Origin of the sequence: Polaromonas sp. CG_9.7, assembly GCF_015752205.1 — a bacterium.
GTDB lineage: Bacteria > Pseudomonadota > Gammaproteobacteria > Burkholderiales > Burkholderiaceae_C > Polaromonas.
Window position 1 is genome coordinate 48,881 of sequence record NZ_JADOVG010000006.1, and the last position, 21,327, is coordinate 70,207.

A 21,327-nucleotide genomic window follows, 5' to 3' on the forward strand; every position below is an offset into this window, starting at 1 on the left:
CCAGCGCATCAGCGTTGTTTTCTCTCCACGCAACGACCCCGTTTGTCGCCTCTATGCAACATAAAAGCGTTTTTGTGGCGCATTTCTTTGCGGATCAAGGTTCATTCTGGTGCAATAGACCCAACTTCCCGAAAGGGGGTTGGCCCGGGTCTCTGGGGGAGCTGCAAATGCGAAAGTATTGGGCAGTCCTCTTACCGGAGCCCTATGTTTAACCTTGGAGAAATTCTCAATGAAAAAATCACTCATCGCTTTGGCAGTATTGGCAGCATCCGGCGCCGCAATGGCCCAATCTTCGGTAACCCTGTACGGCATCGCTGACGCTTTCGTCGGCAGCTCCAAGACCGAAGTCGGCAACGCTCCAAGCCAGCGCCAAACCACCCTCAGCACCTCCGGTGTCAATGGTTCGCGTTGGGGCCTGAAGGGTTCTGAAGACCTCGGCGGCGGCATGAAAGCCATCTTCACGCTGGAAAGCGGCTTCAACCTCGACACCGGCGCGCAAAAGACCCCCGGCAGCATTTTTGACCGTCAAGCCTATGTTGGCCTGCAAAGCGGCTTTGGTACCGTGTCCGTAGGCCGTCAGTACTCTGCGTACGACAACCTGCACGGTGCAACCAACCACAACTACGATGCATTCACCTTCAATGCAGCTACCGGTGCTGGTGGTGTTGCTGCCAACGGCATGGCCGATTACACCAGCCGTGTGAGCAACTCAGTTGCCTACGCTTCGCCAAGCTTTAGCGGCTTCAGCGGTGCAGTGGTTTACGGCTTCGGCGAAAACAAGAACACCGCTGCCAACGTGAACGGCGACGCTACCGACAACGCCAGCTTGCACATCAAGTACGCCAACGGTCCTATCCTGGTTGGATACGCATACCAGCAAGAGAAACTTGCTGCCGTTGGTGGCGTTCAGGACAAGAACAAGTACAACCTGGTTGGCGGTTCTTACGACTTCGGCATGGCCAAAGTGACTGGTAGCTACAACACTGCCAAGAACAACATCTTCAAGGACAAAGAAGGTCAAGTCGGCGTGTCGGTTCCCTTCGGCGCTGCTGCAGTTTCCGTCGGTTATGTTCGCTCCAAGAGCGAAGGCCTGGGCGTTGAGCGCACTGGCAAGGGCTACTCCATCCTGGGTACCTACGCAGTGTCCAAGCGCACCGGTCTGTACGCTGGTGCACAGAACACCAAGGCTTTTGTCCTGAACTCAGCTGCTGAAACCGAAACCACGACCTACGGTCTGGGTGTTCGCCACTCGTTCTAATTTTTCAGCTAGCGCAAGCTAGCGGTTAAAGCAGAAAATAAAACCCCACTGTGGCGACACAGTGGGGTTTTTTCATGGATGGCCTGCCGCCAGACACTGATTTTTCCAGCGATCGTCACGGCTGTTTGTGTTTGTGTTGTTCGCTGGTTTCTGTTTTCGTACTGTGGTTTGTACGCAAACACCGTTAGCCTGGGCGACCTGATGTTTACGCCATCAAAGTTTCGCCATAGTATTTACCACTTGCTGACACCAGGATTCCACAGACATGCGCACTCCAGCTCTTCTTGAAAAACCCCTGTCGCCGCTGTCAGAGGGTATGGGGGATACGGTCGCTCTTGAACGACCACGACCTTTGCAGGTCAACGGCAGGGCCTTTGCCCAAATTGCCCGCTTTCATCCCGAACTGACCGCCTTTCGCCGGGACCTGCATGCGCATCCTGAACTGGGTTTTGAAGAGATTTACACGGCCAGCCGCGTGACCCAGGCGCTCAAGCTGTGCGGCGTGGACGAAGTGCACAGCTGCATCGGAAAAACCGGTGTTGTCGCAGTTATCAAGGGCCGCCAAGCCGGCCGTCCCCCCCGCGCCATGCATCCCGACTTCAGGCCGATGACCGGTTTGCGCGCCGACATGGATGCGCTGCCCATGACCGAGCGCAATGAGTTCGGCTGGAAATCAGCCAAGCCCGGCCTGATGCATGGTTGCGGCCATGACGGCCACACCACCATGCTGGTCGGTGCTGCGCGTTACCTGGCTGAAACGCGTAATTTTGCAGGCGACGCCGTGCTGATTTTTCAACCGGCCGAAGAAGGGCGCGGCGGCGCAGAGGCGATGATCAACGACGGATTGTTCGAGCGTTTTCCGGTTCAGTCGATTTACGCCATGCACAACTGGCCGGCCATGCGGCCCGGCACCATCGGCATCAATTCGGGTCCCATGATGGCAGCGGCCGACCGCATCACCATCGAGATCACCGGCAAGGGCGGCCATGGCGCCCATGCCTACCTGACCGTCGATCCGATCCTGGTGGCGGCGCATATCATCACGGCCGTTCAAAGCATCGTGTCACGCAACGTCAAGGCCATGGACAACGTCGTGATCAGTCTGTGCGCCATGCGAGCCGGTGACATGGCGGCGATGAGCGTGGTGCCCGGCCACGCCACGCTGGTCGGCACGGTTCGCACCTTCAAGCCCGAGATGCAGGATGTGGTCGAGCAGCGGCTGAAGCAGCTGTGCGCTGCAGTGGCCGACGGCTTTGGCGCCACGGCGACGGTGAACTACGAACGCATCTATCCTGCCACCATCAACTCGCCGGGTGAATACCGTCTGGCGACACTGGTGGCCGAGCAACTGGTAGGGGCCGAAAACGTGGTGAGCAACCTGGAGCCCAGCATGGGGTCGGAAGATTTCTCCTTCATGCTCAAGGAAAAGCCAGGGGCCTATTTGCGGCTGGGCCAGGGTGAGCAGCTTTCCGATGGCAAAGGCAGCGTTGTCGGCGGCGTCGGCAGCCACTTCTTGCACAACAGCTGCTACGACTTCAACGACAGCGTCCTGCCTTTGGGCGCAGCGCTGTTTGCCGGCATTGTGGAGCGCTCAATGCCGTTGGCGTGAATTTGAACATTGTTGAGCAATTGCTATTTAAATAATAGCTATAAATGCCCGCCCATATTGCGCAAAGGCAGTATTTAGCATAAAAAATTCTGGCTATTCACGGGACAGTCCGATCTTGATGTCCATACCGGCCGCCGCATCAGGTGTAGCGTTTGTTGCGCAAATTGTTTTTCATTTCCTTGAGCAACGGCTGCAGCTTGGGGCCGATGCGCAGCGCCACGCAGGTTGCCAAGATGTCGATGATCATCAAGTGCAGCAGGCGCGACACCATCGGGCTGTAGCGGTCGTAGCCTTCGGGATGATCGGCGGCCAGGTGGATGTGTCCGGCAGCGGCCAGCGGCGACGCAGTGGCGGTGATGACGATGGTGGTGGCGCCGTTCTTGCGCGCAATGTCGCAGGCGTCCATCAGGTCGCGGGTGCGGCCTGAATTTGAAATCACCACCACGCAGTCGCCCGGCCCGAGCAGCGACGCGCTCATCACCTGCATGTGGCCGTCGCTGTAGGCAATGCTCTGGACGCCGAGCCTGAAAAACTTGTGCTGCGCGTCCTGCGCCACGATGCCGGAGTTGCCCGCACCAAAAAATTCGATGCGCTTGCCGGTGTGATATGCGCCCAGCAGCGCAAGCACGGCTTTTTCAATGGCCACCGGGCTGGCGTCGTTGCGGTATTTCAGGAAGGCCGCCACGGTGTTGTCGATCACCTTGACCATCACGTCGCCGGTCTTGTCGTCCACATCGACGCTGCGGTGAATGAAGGGCACGCCTTCGCTGACGCTGCCAGCCAGCTTGAGCTTGAAGTCGAGCAGTCCGTCGTAGCCGACGCTGCGGCAAAAGCGCACCACCGTCGGTTTGCTGACATGCGAGCGGCTGGCCAGCTCGGTGATGGGCAGGCTGGCAAAGGCGCGCGGATCGGCCAGCACCAGGCGCGCCACGCGTTGTTCTGCCGGGGCCAGCGAGGGCAGGGACGCCTTGATTCGGTCGAGCATGCTAGCGCTCCTCGCTCCAGCAGTAGCCGTCGCGGGCGATCATCGCGCTGGCTGCGCTGGGTCCCCAGGTGCCTGCCGCATACGGGCGCGGTGCGGTCGGGTCGTGGCTCCAGCGGTCCAGGATCGGCTCGACCCAGCGCCACGCTTCTTCCTGCTCGTCGCTGCGCACGAACAGGTTCAGCCGGCCGTCGATCACATCGAGCAGCAGACGCTCGTAAGCGCCCACGCGCTCGGCACCGAATCGCTTGTCGAAGTCAAGGTCAAGCTGCACCGGCTCCAGCGTCGGCGTGCCACGGCGCTGGCGCTGGTCGGCGCCCTGCGCGAGCAGGTGCAGTTCCAGTCCATCCCGGGGTTGCAGGTCGATGACCAGCCGGTTGCCGGTGCTGCAGTCCTGCCGCGATTTGTAAATAGCGTGCGGCGTCGGGCGAAAGTTGACCTCGATGTGTGCGTCGCGGCCGGCCAGCCGCTTGCCGGTGCGGATGTAGAAGGGCACACTGGCCCAGCGCCAGTTTTCGATCTCGGTGCGCAGGGCGACGAAGGTTTCCGTGCGGCTTTCCGGATTCACGCCCGGCGCGCTGCGATAGGCCTCCACTGCTTCGCCATCAATGGTTCCGGCCGCATACTGGCCGCGGATGACATGCTGGTTCAGGGTTTCAGGCGTCCAGGGCTTGAGCGCGCGCAAGACCTTGAGCTTTTCGTCGCGAATCGCATCGGCATGCGAGTTGATGGGCGGCTCCATGCCCACGGCGCAAAGCAGCTGCAGCGCATGGTTTTGCACCATGTCGCGCAGCGCGCCCGTATTGTCGTAAAAAGCGCCGCGTTTTTCCACGCCCAGTTCTTCTGCAATCGTGATCTGGATGTTGGCGATGTACTCGCGCCGCCACAGCGGCTCGAACAGCGAATTGCCAAAGCGCAGCGCAAACAGGTTTTGCACCGAAGGTTTGCCCAGGTAATGGTCGATGCGAAAGATCTGCTGCTCGGTCAGCACGCTGCGAACGGTTTGATTGATGGCGCGGTTCGACGCCAGGTCATGGCCCAGCGGCTTTTCAAGCACCACGCGGGTTTGCGGGCCATTCAGCCCGGCGGCGGCGATCTGTTCGCAAACCGTGGTGAACAGGCCGGGCGCGGTCGCCAGGTACATCACCACCACATCGGCCGGGCGCTGCCTGAGCAGGTCTGCCAGGCGCGCATAGTCGTCCGGTTTTGACAGGTCCATGCGCAGGTAGCCGAGCATCCGGGCAAAACGCGTGAATTCTTCTTCGTTTGGCCGCTTCGACAATTCGACCTGGTCAAAGCGCGACTTGATGAGCGTGCGGTACTGGTCGTCTGTCAGGTCGTCGCGGGCCACGCCAATGATGCGGCCATCGGCGGGCAGTGAGCCGTGGCGAAAAGCCTGGAACAGGGCGGGCATGATCTTGCGCCAGGCCAAGTCGCCGGTTCCACCAAACAGGATGAGGTCAAAACTCATGGTAAGGACTTGTGATGGTAATAAAGTTTCACATTCTATGGGCATAATGGTAACTACACCCGGTGACCTGCTGTGACCCCTGTGTTGGCACGGTGCGGTTTTCGGGTGTCCTGATCCACTTTTCGCCCTTGCCCGGCGCTCCCCAAGCCCATGAACCAACTCGATGCACTGAAACAACTCACGACCGTCGTGGCCGATACCGGCGACTTCAACCAGCTGGCGCAGTTCAAGCCGCAAGACGCCACCACCAACCCTTCCCTGATCCTCAAGGCGGTGCAAAAAGCCGATTACGCGCCATTGATGCAAAGCACGGTGGCGCGTTTCAAGGACCGGGCGCTGGACGAAACCATGGACCGGCTGCTGGTGCGCTTTGGCTGCGAAATCCTGTCCATCATCCCGGGCCGCGTCTCGACCGAAGTCGATGCCCGCCTGAGTTTTGACACCATCGCCACGGTGACCCGGGGCGAGCGCCTGATCGAGTTGTACCAGGCCGAAGGCATCCATATCGACCGCGTGCTGATCAAGGTGGCCGCCACCTGGGAAGGCATCCAGGCCGCCCGGCTGCTGGAGCAGCGCGGTATCCACACCAACCTGACGTTGTTGTTTTCCTTTTGCCAGGCCGTGGCCTGCGGTCAGGCCAGGGTGCAACTGATTTCTCCCTTCGTCGGCCGGATTTACGACTGGTACAAGAAGTCAGCTGGCAGCACCTGGACCGAAGACGCAAATGCCGGCGCCAACGATCCCGGCGTGAAGTCGGTGCGCGAAATCTACAACTACTACAAGCAATTCGGCATTGCCACCGAAGTCATGGGCGCGAGTTTTCGCAACGTCGGCCAGATCACTGCGCTGGCCGGTTGCGATTTGCTGACCATCAGTCCTGAGTTGCTCGCCCAGCTGGCCGCCAGTGACGCGCCATTGCCGCGCGCGCTGGATGCGAGTGCCGCCGGTTCGCTCGATATGGACGTGGTGGACTTTGACGAAGTGCGTTTTCGTTATGCGCTCAACGAAGACGCCATGGCGACGGAAAAGCTGGCCGAAGGCATTCGTGCCTTTGCCGTGGACGCGGTCAAGCTTGAGCAGTTGATGCAGGCTGTCTGAACACAAGGGAATTTTCATGAAACCAGTGCGTTGCGACCGGACCCCCGCCTGGGGAGAACTCAAGGCCTGTTTTGAAGCCAGCGGCCAAAATTTCGACCTGCGCGAAGCGTTTTCGCGCGACCCTCACCGCTTCGAAGCCTTCAGCCAGGACGCGCCGCATGTGTTTGCCGACCTGTCCAAAAACCTGATTGATGCTGACAGCCAGGCGCTGCTGCTGGCATTGGCGCGGCAGTGCGGACTGGAATCGCAACGCGACGCGATGTTTGCCGGAGAACGCATCAACCGCACCGAAAACCGTGCCGTGATGCACTTTTTATTGCGAAATCCGCCTTCCGCGCAATACATACCTGCTCAAGTAGCTATCAATAAAGTAGCGGATGCGCAGGCTGAGGTGGAAACCACTTTGAACGCCATGCTGGACTACGCGGAGCAGGTGCGCGCCGACGAGGCCATCACCGACATCGTCAACATCGGCATTGGCGGTTCAGACCTGGGGCCGCAGATGGCGGTGCTGGCGCTGGGTGAATTCGCCACAGCCGGCAAGCGGATTCACTTTGTGTCGAACATTGACGGTGACGAGCTGGCTGCCGTACTTCGCCTTGTGAAGCCCGAGAACACGCTGTTCCTGGTGGCGTCCAAGACCTTCACCACCACTGAAACCATGACCAATGCGCATTCGGCGAAGGCCTGGTTCGAAGCGCAGGGCGGCCACGACATCGCCCGGCATTTCGCGGCGCTGACGACCAATGTGGCGGCGGCGAACGACTTCGGCATCACCACCACCTTCGGTTTCTGGGACTGGGTGGGCGGGCGCTATTCACTGTGGTCGGCAATTGGACTGCCCATTGCCATTGCGATTGGCGCGGCGGGCTTTCGTGACTTCTTGGCCGGCGCGCATGCAATGGACGAACACTTTCGCACGGCCGAACTGGCGCACAACCTGCCGGTGCGGCTGGGCCTGCTCGATGTCTGGTACCGCAACTTTCACGGCTTTTCCAGCCGCACTATCGCGCCCTACAGCAGCGCCTTGCGTCGCTGGCCAGCGTATTTGCAGCAACTGGAAATGGAAAGCAACGGCAAGCGCGTGGACCAGGATGGCCAGCCCTTGCCTTTTGACACCTCGCCGTTGCTGTGGGGCGAGCCTGGCACCAACGGGCAGCATGCCTACTTTCAAATGCTGCACCAGGGAACCTCGGTGGTTCCGGTCGAATTCGTGGCGATCAAACAAGCGGCGCATGCGCCGGATGACCTGCCCGGCCACCATGGCAAGCTGCTGGCCAACGTTCTGGCGCAGGCGCAGGCGCTGATGCAGGGCAAGGTGGACGCCGGCGGCCACCGCGATTTTCCCGGCAACCGGCCCAGCACCTTTTTGCTGCTGGAGCGGCTCACGCCCGCCAGCCTGGGCGCGCTGATTGCGCTGCAGGAGCACCGCGTGTTTGTTAGCGGCGCCATCTGGGGCATCAACAGCTTTGACCAGTGGGGCGTCGAACTGGGCAAGGTGCTGGCCAAAGACATTGAGCCACGCCTGCAAAGTGGCAATATTTCCGGGCTGGACGGCTCGACCGCCGGATTGCTGCAGCGCTTGCGTTGACAAGGGCGCTGTTTTGACAGGCTGGCTGTCAGCGCATCGGCTTATGATGAACCAAGGGTAATCTCTTGAGTTTTCTAATCAACCCGGGGAAGGAAATCATGAATTTTAGCCAAGCCATTTCCAGTTGCCTGCGCAACTATGCAACGTTTTCTGGGCGGGCATCGCGTTCGGAATTCTGGTGGTTTTTTCTGTTCCAGGTACTGGTTTCGGTGGCTGCCAACACCATCAGCGCGAAACTGGGCGGCCTGGTCAGCCTGGGCTTGCTGTTGCCGGCGCTGGCGGTGGGTGCGCGCCGGTTGCACGACATTGGCAAGAGCGGCTGGTGGCAGCTCCTGATGATCTCGGGAATCGGATTCCTGGTGCTGCTTTACTGGTGGGTCCAACCCACGGAAGATAACGTCAGCAGTTACGGCTCCAACCTGGCCTGACGTTTTCGGTTTTCGCCCATCCATCAAAAAAGGGCCACAACGCTTGCGCGCTGTGGCCCTTTTGGCTGGAGGCCAAAAATGCGGGGCCTGCCACCAGGCTTTTTAACAAAGCCCGGCCCATGTCGCCGGCAGGTGCGTCGTCATTGGCGGACTCGCAGACCATGGCTTTGGTTGTCAGTATCAGCGATGCGACGCAAGCCGCATTTGGCAATGCCATGCGGGTCACTTTCGCGGGGTCCACTTCAGGGCTGGATGCGTCAATCGCTGGTTTGTCAAAGCGCCTTCGCCGGCTGTACCTTGCGCTTTGTCAAAGGGCGCAGTCACACCGGTTTGGCCTGTTTTCGGGCTTCTTCCAGCAACTGCTGGATGACCTGTTCTGATTTTTCGTACTCGCCTTCGCCAAAGTGATGAAAGCGAATTCGGCCTTGGGCATCGACAAAATAATGTGCTGGCCAATACATGTTGTTGAACGCGCGCCAGATCGCAAAGTTGTTGTCAACCGCGACCGGAAACACAACTCCCAGATCACCGAGTGCACGCTTCACATTGCTGATATTTTTCTCGTAAGCGAACTCAGGTGAATGGACCCCGATCACGACCAACCCCTGGTCTTTGTACTTGCGGTGCCACTCCTTCACATAAGGCAGGGCGTTGCGGCAATTGATGCAGCCAAAAGTCCAGAAATCGACCAAAACCACTTTGCCGCGAAGTTCTTCAGCCGAGAGAGGTGGCGAATTGAGCCACTCGACGGCGCCGCTGATCGGGGGCATCTTGCCTTCCACCGGCAAGTTGAGCACCGGCGATGCCGGGCGTGCCTGCATCTTGATGAATCGGCCTGAATCTGCCGTACCAGCCAGTTTGTAGGCGCTTGTCGCCGCCATGGGCGCAGCACCACCTGGCTTGGGGGCCAGCCACTTGAACAGGCTTTTTTCTGCCGATGCGCTGCTTCCCGACGAAAACTGGGCCAGCAAGCCAGTGTCCAGTCCCAGCGCGACTGTCGTAACGCCGGCAATCACGGCCACACCCAGCCCCTTGCGAACCCACTCGCCCATGCCGAGGGATCGCTTGAGGGCGCTGAAGACGCGGTTGCCGGCAAGCAGCGCCAGCGCCAGTGAACTCACCGCGCCAGCCGCATAGGCCAGCAGCAACAGGGAAGTGCGCACGCTCGGGCCTTCGATGGCGGCTCCGGTCAGGATCAGGCCAAGGATGGGACCTGCACACGGCGCCCAGAGCAGGCCGGTGGCCATACCGGTGAAAAATGCCGGAAGAATGAAGTTTTCCGTATTGCCGCTGGCTTTCGACGTCGTGCTGGAAAAGCGGGAACCCAGTGCCACCACGGGCCGGCCCAATCGTTCCGCCCAGCGCGGCGCAATCAAGGCCAAGCCCATGAGCGCGAGCAGTGCCAACGCGGCCAGTCGGCCGTACTGGTTGGCCTGCATGGCCCAGTTGCCTGCAACCGCGGCCAATGTTCCCACCACCGCGAAAGTCAATGCCATTCCGCCTAGCAATGGCAAGCCGCTTTTCATGAAAGGCCGGTCAACCCGTGCAAAAACAAAGGGCAGTACCGGCAGGATGCAGGGCGCGAGAATGGTCAGCGCGCCGCCAAGATACGACAGGAGGTAAAAAATCATGAGGAACCTCAGGTCAGAGCGCTGTCAAAAAATCACTTTTTCATTTCATTTTTTGACATGGCGTCCTTGCCCATGGCATCTTTTTTCATCATGTCGTCTTTTGCCATGTGGTCCTTGCTCATGGAATCTTTTTTCATCATGCCGTCTTTGGCCATGTGGTCCTTGCCCATGGAATCTTTTTTCATCATGCCGTCTTTGGCCATGTGGTCCTTGCTCATGGAATCCTTGGTCATGGCGTCTTTGCCCATGGCATCTTTGCCCATGGCATCTTTTTTCATCTCGTCTGCGGCAAATGCCGAAACGGAGGCGATGGTCATGCAGGTGGCCAGGAGGGTTGCAGAGAGTTTGTTCATTTCAATTCCTTGAGAGTCGTTTTCAGATGGCCGCGTTCGGGATGAACGCGTGCCGCACGTATCAACAGTGTTGAGCACTTCAAAGTGCTCAACTTCCGCCGAACCAGTTGTAACCCTGATCTTCCCAATAGCCGCCAGGGTAGGTGTTGGTGACGAACATCGCCTTGATGTGTTTCGGATTCTTGTAGCCCAGCTTGGTCGGCATGCGCAGCTTCATCGGAAAGCCGTATTTGGGCGGCAGAGGTTGACCGTCATAGCTCAGCGTGAGCAGCGTCTGCGGATGCAAGGCTGTCGGCATGTCGATGCTGGTGAAGTAGTCGTCCGAGCATTTGAAGCCGACGTATTTCGCGCTGGTGTCGGCACCGATGCGCTTCAGGAAAGAAGCAAAGTGCACGCCTCCCCATTTGCCGATGGCGCTCCAGCCTTCGACACAAATATGCCGTGTGACCTGGTCTTGCTGGGGAAATGCACGAAGTTCAGCCAGTGTCCAGCTGCGCTTGTCGGTGACCAGACCGGTCACTTCGAGTTTGTAGCTGGCCTCGTCCACTTCACGGACCTGGTCTTCGCTGTAATAGGCATTGAAGGGGAAAGGCCGTGTGATCATCGATTCTGGATAGGTCGGCGCCAACTGCTTGGGGTCAAAAATCCAGCCTTGTGCTGTGTCATTGAAACGCGAAATTCGCGCCAGAGCTGCTTCGACGCTGTCGTTGTCGCTGATACTGCAGCCCGTCAGCAGTGACAGGCCGCCCAATGTCAGCGAACGCTGCAGGAACGCACGGCGCGCCGGCTGCTTGATACGCCTGCCGATCAGTTTGCGGGCTTCAGACAGTGCGGCATCGCTGTCAATGCCGGCCAGGGGTGGACGTTGAATGATTTTCATACTGTCTTTCGTGTGCGACCACTGCTTAGCATGGTGAGCAGCGTGCGGGGAACCAGTGCGACCATGACCAGGTGCACGGCGACAAAGGCAACCAGGGCCGCCATGGAAAAAAAGTGGATTCGCCGGGAAAACTCATAGCCGCCGAGCAGGTCGCGCAGGAATCCGAATTGAACGGACTTCCACAGCACCAGCCCTGACAGCACCAGCAGCACGATGTCGAGCATCACGAACAGGTAGGCAAAGCGCTGCACGTTGTTGTATCGGCGCGGGTCGGCGTGGGACAGTTGGCCGCGCAGTGCAGCGAGGGCGTCGCGCATGATGGCTGGCACTGACAATGGAAAAAACTTGCGGAACAGGCGGCCGCTTGCAATGTTCAGCATCAGGTAGACAAGGCCATTGGCGGCCAGCAGCCACATGGCCGCAAAATGCCATTGCAATGCACCGCCGAGCCAGCCGCCCAGCGTCAGCTCAGACGGAATACTGAAAGGAAAAAACGGCGACGCGTTGTAGATGCGCCAGCCGCTTGCCACCATCACCAGCACCGCGATGGCGTTGAGCCAATGGGTGATGCGCATCCACACCGGGTGGATGGGCGCCGTGTCTGCTGCATTGATATTGGGTTTCATGGGGTGGATTATTAGATTTGTCACATGGCAGATTTATCACCGAATCTTCAATTAATTGTGATAACTAAAAAACGCGGATGACGTGATAATTTCCAGCCATGGACCTTGCCAAACGCGTTTTGGTCGTCGAGGACGACCCCCACATCGCCGAACTCTTGCGAATGCACTTGTGCGACGAAGGTTTCACGGTGGTCCATGCCGCTGACGGGCATGCGGGCCTGCGTGAACTGGAGGGTGGTCGCTGGGATGCCATGGTGCTCGATGTCATGCTTCCAGGCGTCGATGGTCTCGAGATTTGCCGACGTGCCCGCGCGATGACGCGCTACACGCCCATCATCATCATCAGCGCCCGCTCCAGCGAAGTACACCGTATCCTGGGGCTGGAACTGGGTGCCGATGACTACCTTACCAAGCCTTTTTCCGTGCTGGAACTGGTGGCGCGTGTGCGTGCGCTGCTGCGGCGCACGGACGCCATGGCGCGCATTGCGCGTGCAGGTTCGGGCCGCATCGATTTTGGCAACCTTTGCATCGACCCGCTCGAACGTTCGGTACAGATGGACGGCAAGCCGATTGAGCTCACCCCCCGAGAGTTCGACCTGCTGTATTTTTTTGCACGCCATCCGGGGCAGGTTTTTTCGCGGCTCGACCTGCTCAACCAGGTCTGGGGCTATCAGCATGACGGCTATGAACACACGGTCAACACCCACATCAACCGCCTGCGTATCAAGGTGGAAGCCAATGTGGCGGAGCCCAGGCGCATCCTCACGGTATGGGGGCGCGGTTACAAGCTGGTAGCCGACACTTCATCCGTGATGTCCTCGGAAAAAATGCCATGAAGCTTCGTGGCCTTTCCCTTTCCCAGAATTTGTCAATTGTCTTTGCCGTATTGCTGCTGGCGTGCTGCGGCGCGTCGGTCTGGCTGCAGACGAGAGCCCACAGTCAGTATGAAGAAGAGTTGACCCAGCGCCTGTCCATCGGGCTGGCAGCGCATATTGCCGAAAACTCGACGTTAATGGCACAGGGTGGTGTGAACGAGGGCGCAGTGCATGACCTGTTTGACAAACTCATGGCGGTCAACCCCAGCGTTGAGGTCTATCTGCTGGCGCCTGACGGGCGTATTCAAGCGCAGGCCGCACCGCCGGGACATCTCAAGCGTGAGCGGGTTGATATGGCGCCAGTGCGGCGCCTGCTGGCCGGTGCGCCATTGCCGGTTTTTGGCGACGATCCGCGCAGCCCTGGTTCACGCAAAGTGTTCAGCGCCGCGCCGCTCAAGGTCGATGGACGTGATGCCGGCTATGTCTATGTCGTGTTGTTCGGTGAAGAGCGCGACACCCTGGCCGCCAGGCTTTCGGCCGACAGCCTGCTGCGTTCGACGCTCTGGTCCATGGGCCTGGTGACGCTGCTGGGTTTGCTGGCCGGGCTGGCGGCTTTTCACCTGATCACGCGTCCCTTGCGCCAGCTATCGGATGCTGTGGGCCACCTGCAAACCGATGGTCTGGCGGCGCTTGAAGGCGCTGCACCCGCGCTGGCGCAAGCATGCGAAGGCAGCGACGAAATTTCCACATTGGCCAAGTCTTTTGCAGTGATGACCCAGCGTATCGCCGAGCAGTGGCACGAACTGACGGCTCAGGAGCAGCAACGACGTGAACTGTTTGCCAACATATCGCATGATTTGCGCACACCGCTCACTTCCCTGCATGGCTATCTTGAAACCTTGCTGATCAAGGCCGATACGCTGGGGGATGCTGACCGCCGCCGCTATCTTGAGATTGCACTCGGTCAGAGCCGCAAGGTCGGGCGCCTGGCGCAAGAGCTGTTTGAACTGGCCCGGCTGGAGTACGGGGTGTTGCAGCCGGAGATGGAAAGTTTTGCACTGGCCGATCTGATTCAGGACGTCTTTCAGAAATTCGGGTTGGCTTCGGAGACTCGACATCAACGGCTGGTGGCTGATATCGCGCCGGGCTTGCCAGCAGTCACCGCTGATCTTGGCCTGATCGAGCGGGTGCTTACCAATCTGCTGGACAACGCCATACGCCATACGCCCGAGGGCGGTGAGATCGTGGTGCAGTTGCGTGCCGAAGGGACAGGTGTACGGGTTGAAGTCAGTGACACGGGGCCGGGCATTCCTGACGAGCTGCACAAGGGGCTTTTCATGCGGCCCATGTTTTCATCGGCGGGCGGGCTGGCCGGCGGACTCGGGCTGGTGATTGTCAAGCGTATCTTGCAACTCCATGGCAGCGATATCGCGCTGCTCAAGCGTGCAGAAAAAGGCGCCGTGTTTTCCTTCCGGCTGGCGTGAAAAAGCCCCGCAGCTTGACGCTGCGGGGCTTTTGGCTAACCGGGAGGCCAGGGTCAAACCCTGGCCAGGCGGGACATTACATGCCCATATCGCCCATGCCGCCCATTCCACCCATGCCGCCGCCCATGCCGCCTGCAGGTGCGTCGTCTTTGGCAGACTCGCAAATCATGGCTTCGGTGGTCAGCATCAGGGATGCGACCGACGCTGCATTTTGCAGGGCCGTACGGGTCACTTTCGTTGGGTCCAGAATGCCCATTTCGATCATGTCGCCGTAAGTGTCGTTGGCGGCGTTGAAGCCGTAGTTGCCGGTGCCGGCCAACACAGCGTTCACCACCACAGAGGCTTCGCCGCCTGCGTTGTAAACGATTTCGCGCAATGGGGCTTCGATGGCGCGCAGCACCAGCTTGATGCCGGCGTCCTGGTCAGCGTTGTCACCCTTGATGACGCCAGCGGTCTGCTTGGCGCGCAGCAAGGCCACGCCGCCACCAGCCACAATGCCTTCTTCGACAGCAGCGCGGGTAGCGTGCAGTGCGTCTTCAACGCGGGCTTTCTTTTCCTTCATCTCGACTTCGGTGGCTGCGCCGACCTTGATCACGGCAACACCGCCGGCCAGCTTGGCCACGCGCTCTTGCAGTTTTTCACGGTCGTAGTCGCTGGTCGCTTCTTCGATCTGGACACGAACCTGCTTGACGCGGGCTTCGATGTCGCCCGCTTCGCCGGCACCGTCGATGATGATGGTGTTTTCCTTGCCCACTTCGATGCGCTTGGCCTGGCCGAGGTCAGCCAGCGTCACTTTTTCGAGCGACATGCCGACTTCTTCAGCGATGACCTTGCCGCCGGTCAGTACAGCGATGTCTTCGAGCATGGCCTTGCGGCGGTCGCCGAAACCAGGGGCCTTGACAGCGACAACCTTCAGGATGCCGCGCAGGGTGTTCACGACCAGGGTTGCCAGGGCTTCGCCCTCGACTTCTTCGGCAATGATCAGCAGCGGACGGCCAGCCTTGGCGACTTGTTCCAGGGTAGGCAGCAGGTCACGGATGTTGCTGATCTTCTTGTCGTAGAGCAGGACAAACGGGTTGTCCAGCAGTGCGGACTGCTTTTCCGGGTTGTTGATGAAGTAAGGGGAGAGGTAGCCGCGGTCAAACTGCATGCCTTCAACGACGTCGAGTTCGGAGTCGAGTGACTTGCCGTCTTCAACGGTGATGACGCCTTCCTTGCCGACCTTGTCCATCGCGTCAGCGATGATCTTGCCGATGGTTTCGTCGGAGTTGGCAGAGATCGAACCGACCTGTGCGATTTCCTTGGACGTGGTAGTGGCCTTGGAAGCCTTCTTCAGCTCTTCGACCAGGGCCGCAACGGCCTTGTCGATGCCGCGCTTCAGGTCCATCGGGTTCATGCCCGCAGCCACGTACTTCATGCCTTCGTGAACGATGGCCTGTGCCAGCACGGTCGCTGTGGTGGTGCCGTCGCCAGCGATGTCAGACGTCTTGGAAGCGACTTCCTTGACCATCTGCGCGCCCATGTTCTGCAGCTTGTCCTTGAGTTCAATTTCCTTGGCGACGGACACACCGTCCTTGGTCACGGTCGGGGCGCCGAACGAGCGCTCAAGCACCACATTGCGGCCTTTGGGGCCCAGGGTCACCTTGACGGCATTGGCCAGGATGTTCACACCCTCGACCATGCGTGCGCGGGCTTCGCCGCCGAAAATTACGTCTTTTGCTGCCATGATTCGGATTCCTTAAGATTTATGAATGAAATAGGCTGCTTGCGCACGTCCTGCGTACATAAGCAGCTATTAAATAAGTAGCAATATCGAAGCGGGTAAAAGATTACTTCTCGACCACTGCAAACAGGTCTTCTTCTTTCATGACCAGCAACTCGTCGCCGTCAACCTTGACGGTCTGGCCACTGTATTTGCCGAACAGCACACGGTCGCCGACCTTGACGGCCATGGCGCCGATTTCGCCCTTGTCATTCTTCTTGCCTGGACCAACGGCCAGCACTTCGCCCTGATCTGGCTTTTCAGCAGCGCTGTCCGGAATCACGATGCCGGAAGCTGTTTTGGTTTCGTTTTCCACGCGTTTGACAATCACGCGGTCGTGCAAAGGACGAAGATTCATGAAAAGCTCCTTGTTTTTAACAATGGTTTTTGAAGTTGAAGCGCAACCGCTGAGAAGCGATTGCCTGTCGATTGGGCGGCGTGTAATGTTGTTAGCACTCCATACCATCGAGTGCTAATAATAGGGGCAATCATCCCTGTTTTCAAGGGCTGGCTGTTGAATTGGTTGATTTGCCTGCGATTGCACCGAAAATCAGACCGCCGGCCACTGCTATTATTTGGCCGGTAATGGCCGTGGCCGGGGGCGCTTTTGCTTGACGTTTTGCATCATGCATGGCCGCCCAGGCGAAACCCTGATCCAAGATTTATTAACACCATCTGCCTTTTCTTAATGTCCAGCGAAATTATCAATCTGAAAGAGCGTCTTGCCGAGGCGGCCCGCTATGCCCTCATGCGCCGGCTACTGCCGGCCATTCGCCACAACCTCGCCGGGACGCTTCAGCCTATCGGCATGATGTCAGCCATGCTGGAAAGGCGGGTCAAGGGCGCCGCACCCGACATGGACCAGCTGGCCAAGAACACCCAGGCCCTTGCCACCTTGTCGCGGGAAGCTGCCGCCACGTCGATGAACCTGATGACCTGGCTGGCGCCGAAGGACAACGAACTGGTTGCGGTAAACAGCGCGGTCGAGGAATCCCTGAGCCTGATGGCGACCGAACTTTCATTTCGCGGGTTTTCTTTAGACAACCAGGCTGCGCAATCCGTCGCCAGGCTGCCCAAGGGCATGCTTCGCAGCGTGTTCACTGCCAGTTTGATCGCGCTGACCGATGCGTTCGAGCCACCGGCTGTCGTGGTGGTGAGCGTGGAAACCGAGGCAGGCGACCACCGGCTGTGCATCACGACAGCACCTGCCGCGTCGAATGAGCTGCTCACCGGGGGCAACCAGATGCCGACCTACCGTGCGTTGCAATGGGCTGATGTGCAAGCCCTTGCCGATGCCGAAGGTGTGCATATTGACTATGCAGCGGGCTTTGTGAAGATGAAATACTCAGGTACCGGCACGTTACTTTTGCAACCCTGAACTTTCAGGTATCAGCGCGATTCTAGGAAGTAGATGAGCCTCACTTGCCTGGTGTCCTACAGTAATTTCCTCTAATTCCGATAGAGGACAGGAAAAGCCAGCTTTAAAGTAAATTCCTGTTGACTGTTGACTGTTGAGCAATAAATAATCATGCCAAAAGATAGTTCTTTCGCAAGTGGCTCCACACCGATTTCGGTTCAAAGTTTTTCCGTGCGCAACGAAAGGCCTGCCGTTGGCAGGTTGTGCAACGGATGGCCTTTTACCGTTGAAATTGACAACGCGCTGCTACAGCCGCCAGTGGGCGAGAGCCTGTTGCTGACGCACAAGGAAAACAGCCATTTCATCACCTGAGGGAGTGCCAGATATGGCCAAAACGCCTGATTCACCCGATTCACGCGATCCGAAAGGGACGCAAAATGCCAATCCTGCCCCTGACTCCGGCCCCAAGCGCCGAGGCAAGGATTTCGGGTTCGAGGGGACCAACAAGACAGTGCCTGTTCCTCAGCCTGACGCAGAACCCGCACCGGAACTTCAGGGAACCAAGAGCAAGTTCATTCCCGATTCGCCTTACACCCGGGGATAGCGCCAGCGTTCAAGTGATTTTTTTGCCCTGACCTTGACGGACTGCGCCCGTGGCTTTCAGAACAGGTGAAACAGAACGGTGTTTTTCTGATTTCTCACCGATTGTTGCAATCCATCAATTTCGTGTCTTTCTTTGGCCTGACCCGACAGGTCCCGGCCAAAGGAAATAGCACTACAAACCTGCGGCATTGCGCAAAATTGCGGCCTTGTCGGTGCGTTCCCAAGTAAATTCAGGTTCGTCGCGGCCAAAGTGGCCGTAGGCAGCGGTCTTTTCGTAGATAGGCCGCAACAGGTCCAGCATCTGGATGATCCCGTTCGGACGCAGGTCAAAGTGTGCGTTGATCAGCTCTGCAATCTGGCTGTCCGGGATGACGCCGGTGCCTTCGGTATACACCGTCACGTTCATGGGCTTGGCCACGCCAATCGCATACGCCACCTGAATCTGGCACTGACGGGCCAAACCTGCGGCCACGATGTTTTTGGCAACATAACGCGCGGCATAGGCGGCGGAGCGGTCCACCTTACTTGGGTCTTTTCCACTGAAGGCGCCGCCGCCGTGCGGGCAGGCGCCGCCGTAGGTGTCAACGATGATCTTGCGCCCGGTCAGGCCGCAATCGCCTTGTGGGCCACCAACGACAAAGCGGCCTGTCGGGTTGATCAGGTAGCGGGTGTTCTGCAACCACTCTTTTGGCAGCACCGGCTTGATGATTTCCTCTATCACGGCTTCGATGAACGAGGCCTTCATTTTGGTGGGCGTCTCGCTCTGGTCCGGGCTGTGCTGGGTGGACAGCACCACGGTGTCGATGCTGTGCGGCTTGCCATCGACATAGCGCATCGTCACCTGGCTCTTGGCGTCGGGCCGTAAAAACGGCAGCCGCCCGTCCTTGCGCAGCTGCGACTGGCGCTCGACCAGGCGGTGCGCATAGTAGATGGGCGCGGGCATGAGTTCGGGCGTTTCGTCGCAGGCATAACCGAACATCAGGCCCTGGTCGCCGGCGCCGGTGTTCAGGTGGTCGTCCGAGGCGTGGTCCACTCCCTGGGCAATGTCCTTGCTCTGCTTGTCATAGCAGACCATGACCGCGCAGCCCTTGTAATCGATGCCGTATTCGGTGTTGTCGTAACCAATGCGCTTGAGGGTGTCGCGCGCGACCTGGATGTAGTCGACATTGACGTCCTCACGTGCGGTGATCTCGCCGGCCAGCACGACCAGGCCGGTGTTGGTCAACGTTTCAGCGGCGACACGCGCATGCGGGTCCTGCTTGAAGACGGCGTCCAGGATGGCGTCTGAAATCTGGTCGGCCACCTTGTCGGGATGGCCTTCGGAGACGGATTCGGAAGTAAAGAGAAAATCGTTCGCCATTGCGTACACTCCATAAGTTTTGCTGGCGCGTTGCCAGCAGGAAGTGCTTTGGCGAACGCTTTAGCAGTTTGGTTTAATGTCGCCCTGCAAGTTGTTCAATAACTCGGCGACAGGCGCGATTATAAGACGCTCCCTTTTTTGTCTTCATTGGTCCTTCAGCACCCTTTTCATGCTCTGGTTATTCCGTTTCTTTTCCCGCTGGCCGCTGCCGGTGCTGCACGCGCTCGGCGCCGGACTGGGCTGGCTGGTCTGGTGGCTGAGTGCCCGCTATCGCGCCCAGTTCCGGGCCAACGTGGCGCAGGCCGGTCTGCCGTTTGAAGCGGCCCGTCCAGCGATTGCCGAGGCCGGGCGCTTTGTCGGCGAATTGCCCAGGCTCTGGATGCGGCCGCGTTCGCAGTCGTGCCTGGGCAATGTCCGGCTCGAAGGCCAGGCGCATGCCGAACAGGCGTATGCGCAGGGCAAGGGCGTGATATTTTTCGGACCGCATTGCGGCAGTTTCGAGTTGGGGCCGCAGGCGCTGGCCGAGCTTTACGGGCCAATCACCGCCATTTACCGGCCCGCCCGCAAGGCCTGGCTGGCCCGACTTGAAAGCCTGGCACGCGACCGCCTGAACCTGACCGTCGTGCCGGCCAGCCTGAGCGGCATCCGGCTGATGCACAAGACCCTAAAGGCCAACCAGGCCGTTGCCATGCTGACCGACCAGGTGCCGCCCGAAGGCTGGGGCGTCTGGGCGCCATTTTTTGGCCGTCCGGCGTACACCATGACGCTGGCAGCCCGGCTGGCCCTGCAAACCGGCGCGGTCCTGCTGCCAGTCAGTTGCGAGCGTCTGCCCCGGGGCCGGGGCTATTTCCTGAAGATCTGGCCGGCCGTGTCCGGGGTTGACGCGGCTGAAAAAGGTGAAAAGCCCGACATGCTGCAGGCGGTCACACGCATCAACCAGGCGATCGAGGCCATTGTGCGCAGTCAGCCCGGCCAATACCTTTGGGGCTATGCGCGTTACAAGACACCCCGCAAGGACGCGGTTTGAGTAATTTCCGTCCCTCGATCGGACATGCCATGACGCGGGTTGGCATTGGCTTCATGAAAGCGCTGGCCTGGCTGCCGCTGCCGGCCGTGCGCGCCTTTGGAGCGGTGCTGGGCTGGGTGCTGTATGGCCTGATCGGCGCGCGCCGGCGCGTTGTGCATGCAAACTTCGCGGTGTGCTTTCCGGCGCTTTCCGAGGTGGAGCGGCGCAAGCTGGCAATTCAGACCTTTGTCTGTTTTTCGCAAGCCTGGCTGGACCGCGCCTGGCTGTGGCATGCGTCTGAACAATGCGTGCGGCAGCGTGTCCGGCTGACCGGTGCCATCCACGAACTGGCGGGCACCGACCCGACGGTGATTTTCCTGCCGCATTTCATTGGCCTGGATGCAGCCTGGGCAGCCACCGCGCTGGCCATGCCCCGGCCATCAACCACGATCTACACCGACCAGTCGAACAAGCTCGTGGACCAGTGGATCTTGCAGGGCCGCCAGCGCTTTGGCCATTTGCGCCTGTTCGGCCGCATCGAGGGCGTCAAGCCAATCGTCGCGGCGCTGCGCGAAGGGCAGCCGCTGTACTTGCTGCCCGACATGGATTTTGGACCGGACGAGTCGGTGTTCGTGCCGTTTTACGGCGTTGCGACCGCGACCGTGCCGTCGCTGTCGCGCTTTGCGCGCCTGGGCCGGGCCAAGGTCGTGCCGCTGCTGCCGCGCCTCACGCCCGGCGGTTATGAGGTCCAGGTGATGCCGGCCTGGACCGATTTTCCCAGTGGCGACCCGGTGGCCGACACCGCGCTGATGAACGCGCGGCTGCAGGATTACATCGACACCATGCCGGCGCAGTACTACTGGGTGCACAAACGCTTCAAGACACGGCCTGAAGGCGAGCCTTCGCTGTACTGAGCAAAAGTTCGGATGTGGCGGTTCGGATTTAAAGTCTCTTAGTGGATTAGCGCTTTACAGGCATGCATAAGTAGCTATTTTTTTAATAGCATGGCGCAC

The 21,327-nt window shown here is 59.4% G+C and carries 19 protein-coding genes and 1 pseudogene; 11 read left to right on the plus strand and 9 right to left on the minus strand.

Annotation, left to right across the window (positions count from 1 at the left end; genetic code table 11):
- Nucleotides 1-229 precede the first annotated feature (229 nt).
- Together IWX87_RS07830 and IWX87_RS07835 are read left to right on the plus strand one after the other, a co-directional pair.
- Nucleotides 230-1,258 carry a porin gene (locus IWX87_RS07830; RefSeq protein WP_196862973.1) on the plus strand — a complete coding sequence of 343 codons (1,029 nt, stop codon included), beginning with the start codon at nucleotides 230-232 and terminating at the stop codon, nucleotides 1,256-1,258.
- 316 nt (nucleotides 1,259-1,574) lie between these two features.
- The gene (locus IWX87_RS07835) at nucleotides 1,575-2,867 is read left to right on the plus strand and encodes a M20 aminoacylase family protein (protein ID WP_231374685.1); all 1,293 of its coding nucleotides are present in this window, start codon (nucleotides 1,575-1,577) and stop codon (nucleotides 2,865-2,867) included.
- A 139-nt stretch (nucleotides 2,868-3,006) separates the two neighbouring features.
- Here the strand turns inward: IWX87_RS07835 and IWX87_RS07840 are convergent, their stop codons facing one another.
- The gene (locus tag IWX87_RS07840) at nucleotides 3,007-3,852 is read right to left on the minus strand and encodes a MurR/RpiR family transcriptional regulator (protein ID WP_196862975.1); all 846 of its coding nucleotides are present in this window, start codon (nucleotides 3,850-3,852) and stop codon (nucleotides 3,007-3,009) included.
- A 1-nt stretch (nucleotide 3,853) separates the two neighbouring features.
- The gene (gene zwf, locus IWX87_RS07845) at nucleotides 3,854-5,320 is read right to left on the minus strand and encodes a glucose-6-phosphate dehydrogenase (protein ID WP_196862976.1); all 1,467 of its coding nucleotides are present in this window, start codon (nucleotides 5,318-5,320) and stop codon (nucleotides 3,854-3,856) included.
- Between the two features lie 150 nt (nucleotides 5,321-5,470).
- On the opposite strand from zwf, the gene tal reads away from it, so the two are divergent.
- The 3 genes from tal (at nucleotide 5,471) to IWX87_RS07860 (ending at nucleotide 8,437) form a co-directional block, all read left to right on the plus strand.
- Nucleotides 5,471-6,418 (plus strand): transaldolase, encoded by a 948-nt coding sequence (gene tal / locus IWX87_RS07850; protein ID WP_196862977.1) that lies wholly within the window; start codon nucleotides 5,471-5,473, stop codon nucleotides 6,416-6,418.
- A gap of 16 nt (nucleotides 6,419-6,434) precedes the next feature.
- Nucleotides 6,435-8,009, plus strand: a complete 1,575-nt coding sequence (pgi, locus tag IWX87_RS07855; RefSeq protein WP_196862978.1) for a glucose-6-phosphate isomerase — start codon at nucleotides 6,435-6,437, stop codon at nucleotides 8,007-8,009.
- Between the two features lie 98 nt (nucleotides 8,010-8,107).
- Nucleotides 8,108-8,437: a DUF805 domain-containing protein gene (locus tag IWX87_RS07860; RefSeq protein WP_196862979.1), complete on the plus strand. Its 330-nt coding sequence runs from the start codon at nucleotides 8,108-8,110 to the stop codon at nucleotides 8,435-8,437.
- A gap of 323 nt (nucleotides 8,438-8,760) precedes the next feature.
- Here IWX87_RS07860 and IWX87_RS07865 read toward each other — a convergent pair.
- The 4 genes and pseudogenes from IWX87_RS07865 to IWX87_RS07880 all read right to left on the minus strand — a co-directional run.
- Nucleotides 8,761-10,068, minus strand: a pseudogene (locus IWX87_RS07865) (cytochrome c biogenesis protein DipZ); the annotation flags it as partial.
- 32 nt (nucleotides 10,069-10,100) lie between these two features.
- Nucleotides 10,101-10,421 carry a pentapeptide MXKDX repeat protein gene (locus tag IWX87_RS07870; protein ID WP_196862981.1) on the minus strand — a complete coding sequence of 107 codons (321 nt, stop codon included), beginning with the start codon at nucleotides 10,419-10,421 and terminating at the stop codon, nucleotides 10,101-10,103.
- An 88-nt stretch (nucleotides 10,422-10,509) separates the two neighbouring features.
- Nucleotides 10,510-11,301 carry a molybdopterin-binding protein gene (locus tag IWX87_RS07875; RefSeq protein ID WP_196862982.1) on the minus strand — a complete coding sequence of 264 codons (792 nt, stop codon included), beginning with the start codon at nucleotides 11,299-11,301 and terminating at the stop codon, nucleotides 10,510-10,512.
- Nucleotides 11,298-11,927: a cytochrome b/b6 domain-containing protein gene (locus IWX87_RS07880; RefSeq protein WP_196862983.1), complete on the minus strand. Its 630-nt coding sequence runs from the start codon at nucleotides 11,925-11,927 to the stop codon at nucleotides 11,298-11,300. The genes IWX87_RS07875 and IWX87_RS07880 overlap by 4 nt, the downstream gene beginning before the upstream one ends.
- A gap of 98 nt (nucleotides 11,928-12,025) precedes the next feature.
- On the opposite strand from IWX87_RS07880, the gene IWX87_RS07885 reads away from it, so the two are divergent.
- Nucleotides 12,026-12,763: a response regulator transcription factor gene (locus tag IWX87_RS07885; RefSeq protein ID WP_196862984.1), complete on the plus strand. Its 738-nt coding sequence runs from the start codon at nucleotides 12,026-12,028 to the stop codon at nucleotides 12,761-12,763.
- Nucleotides 12,760-14,226 carry a HAMP domain-containing sensor histidine kinase gene (locus IWX87_RS07890; RefSeq protein ID WP_196862985.1) on the plus strand — a complete coding sequence of 489 codons (1,467 nt, stop codon included), beginning with the start codon at nucleotides 12,760-12,762 and terminating at the stop codon, nucleotides 14,224-14,226. The genes IWX87_RS07885 and IWX87_RS07890 overlap by 4 nt, the downstream gene beginning before the upstream one ends.
- Before the next feature lie 76 nt (nucleotides 14,227-14,302).
- On the opposite strand, the gene groL is transcribed toward IWX87_RS07890, so the two are convergent.
- Nucleotides 14,303-15,952 (minus strand): chaperonin GroEL, encoded by a 1,650-nt coding sequence (gene groL / locus IWX87_RS07895; RefSeq protein ID WP_196862986.1) that lies wholly within the window; start codon nucleotides 15,950-15,952, stop codon nucleotides 14,303-14,305.
- 103 nt (nucleotides 15,953-16,055) lie between these two features.
- Complete coding sequence (locus IWX87_RS07900; protein WP_196862987.1) at nucleotides 16,056-16,346, minus strand: co-chaperone GroES; 291 nt, start codon at nucleotides 16,344-16,346, stop codon at nucleotides 16,056-16,058.
- A 330-nt stretch (nucleotides 16,347-16,676) separates the two neighbouring features.
- Between IWX87_RS07900 and IWX87_RS07905 the strand changes: the two genes are divergently transcribed.
- Entirely contained in the window at nucleotides 16,677-17,366 is a 690-nt protein-coding gene (locus IWX87_RS07905) for a hypothetical protein (protein WP_196862988.1), read from the plus strand.
- Nucleotides 17,367-17,730: 364 nt separating this feature from the next.
- Nucleotides 17,731-17,949 carry a hypothetical protein gene (locus IWX87_RS07910; protein ID WP_196862989.1) on the plus strand — a complete coding sequence of 73 codons (219 nt, stop codon included), beginning with the start codon at nucleotides 17,731-17,733 and terminating at the stop codon, nucleotides 17,947-17,949.
- Between the two features lie 171 nt (nucleotides 17,950-18,120).
- On the opposite strand, the gene metK is transcribed toward IWX87_RS07910, so the two are convergent.
- Nucleotides 18,121-19,308: a methionine adenosyltransferase gene (gene metK, locus IWX87_RS07915; RefSeq protein ID WP_196862990.1), complete on the minus strand. Its 1,188-nt coding sequence runs from the start codon at nucleotides 19,306-19,308 to the stop codon at nucleotides 18,121-18,123.
- 169 nt (nucleotides 19,309-19,477) lie between these two features.
- On the opposite strand from metK, the gene IWX87_RS07920 reads away from it, so the two are divergent.
- Both IWX87_RS07920 and IWX87_RS07925 read left to right on the plus strand, forming a co-directional pair.
- Nucleotides 19,478-20,335: a lysophospholipid acyltransferase family protein gene (locus IWX87_RS07920; RefSeq protein WP_196862991.1), complete on the plus strand. Its 858-nt coding sequence runs from the start codon at nucleotides 19,478-19,480 to the stop codon at nucleotides 20,333-20,335.
- A gap of 29 nt (nucleotides 20,336-20,364) precedes the next feature.
- Nucleotides 20,365-21,228, plus strand: a complete 864-nt coding sequence (locus IWX87_RS07925; RefSeq protein ID WP_196863114.1) for a lipid A biosynthesis acyltransferase — start codon at nucleotides 20,365-20,367, stop codon at nucleotides 21,226-21,228.
- The last annotated feature ends 99 nt before the right edge of the window (nucleotides 21,229-21,327 follow it).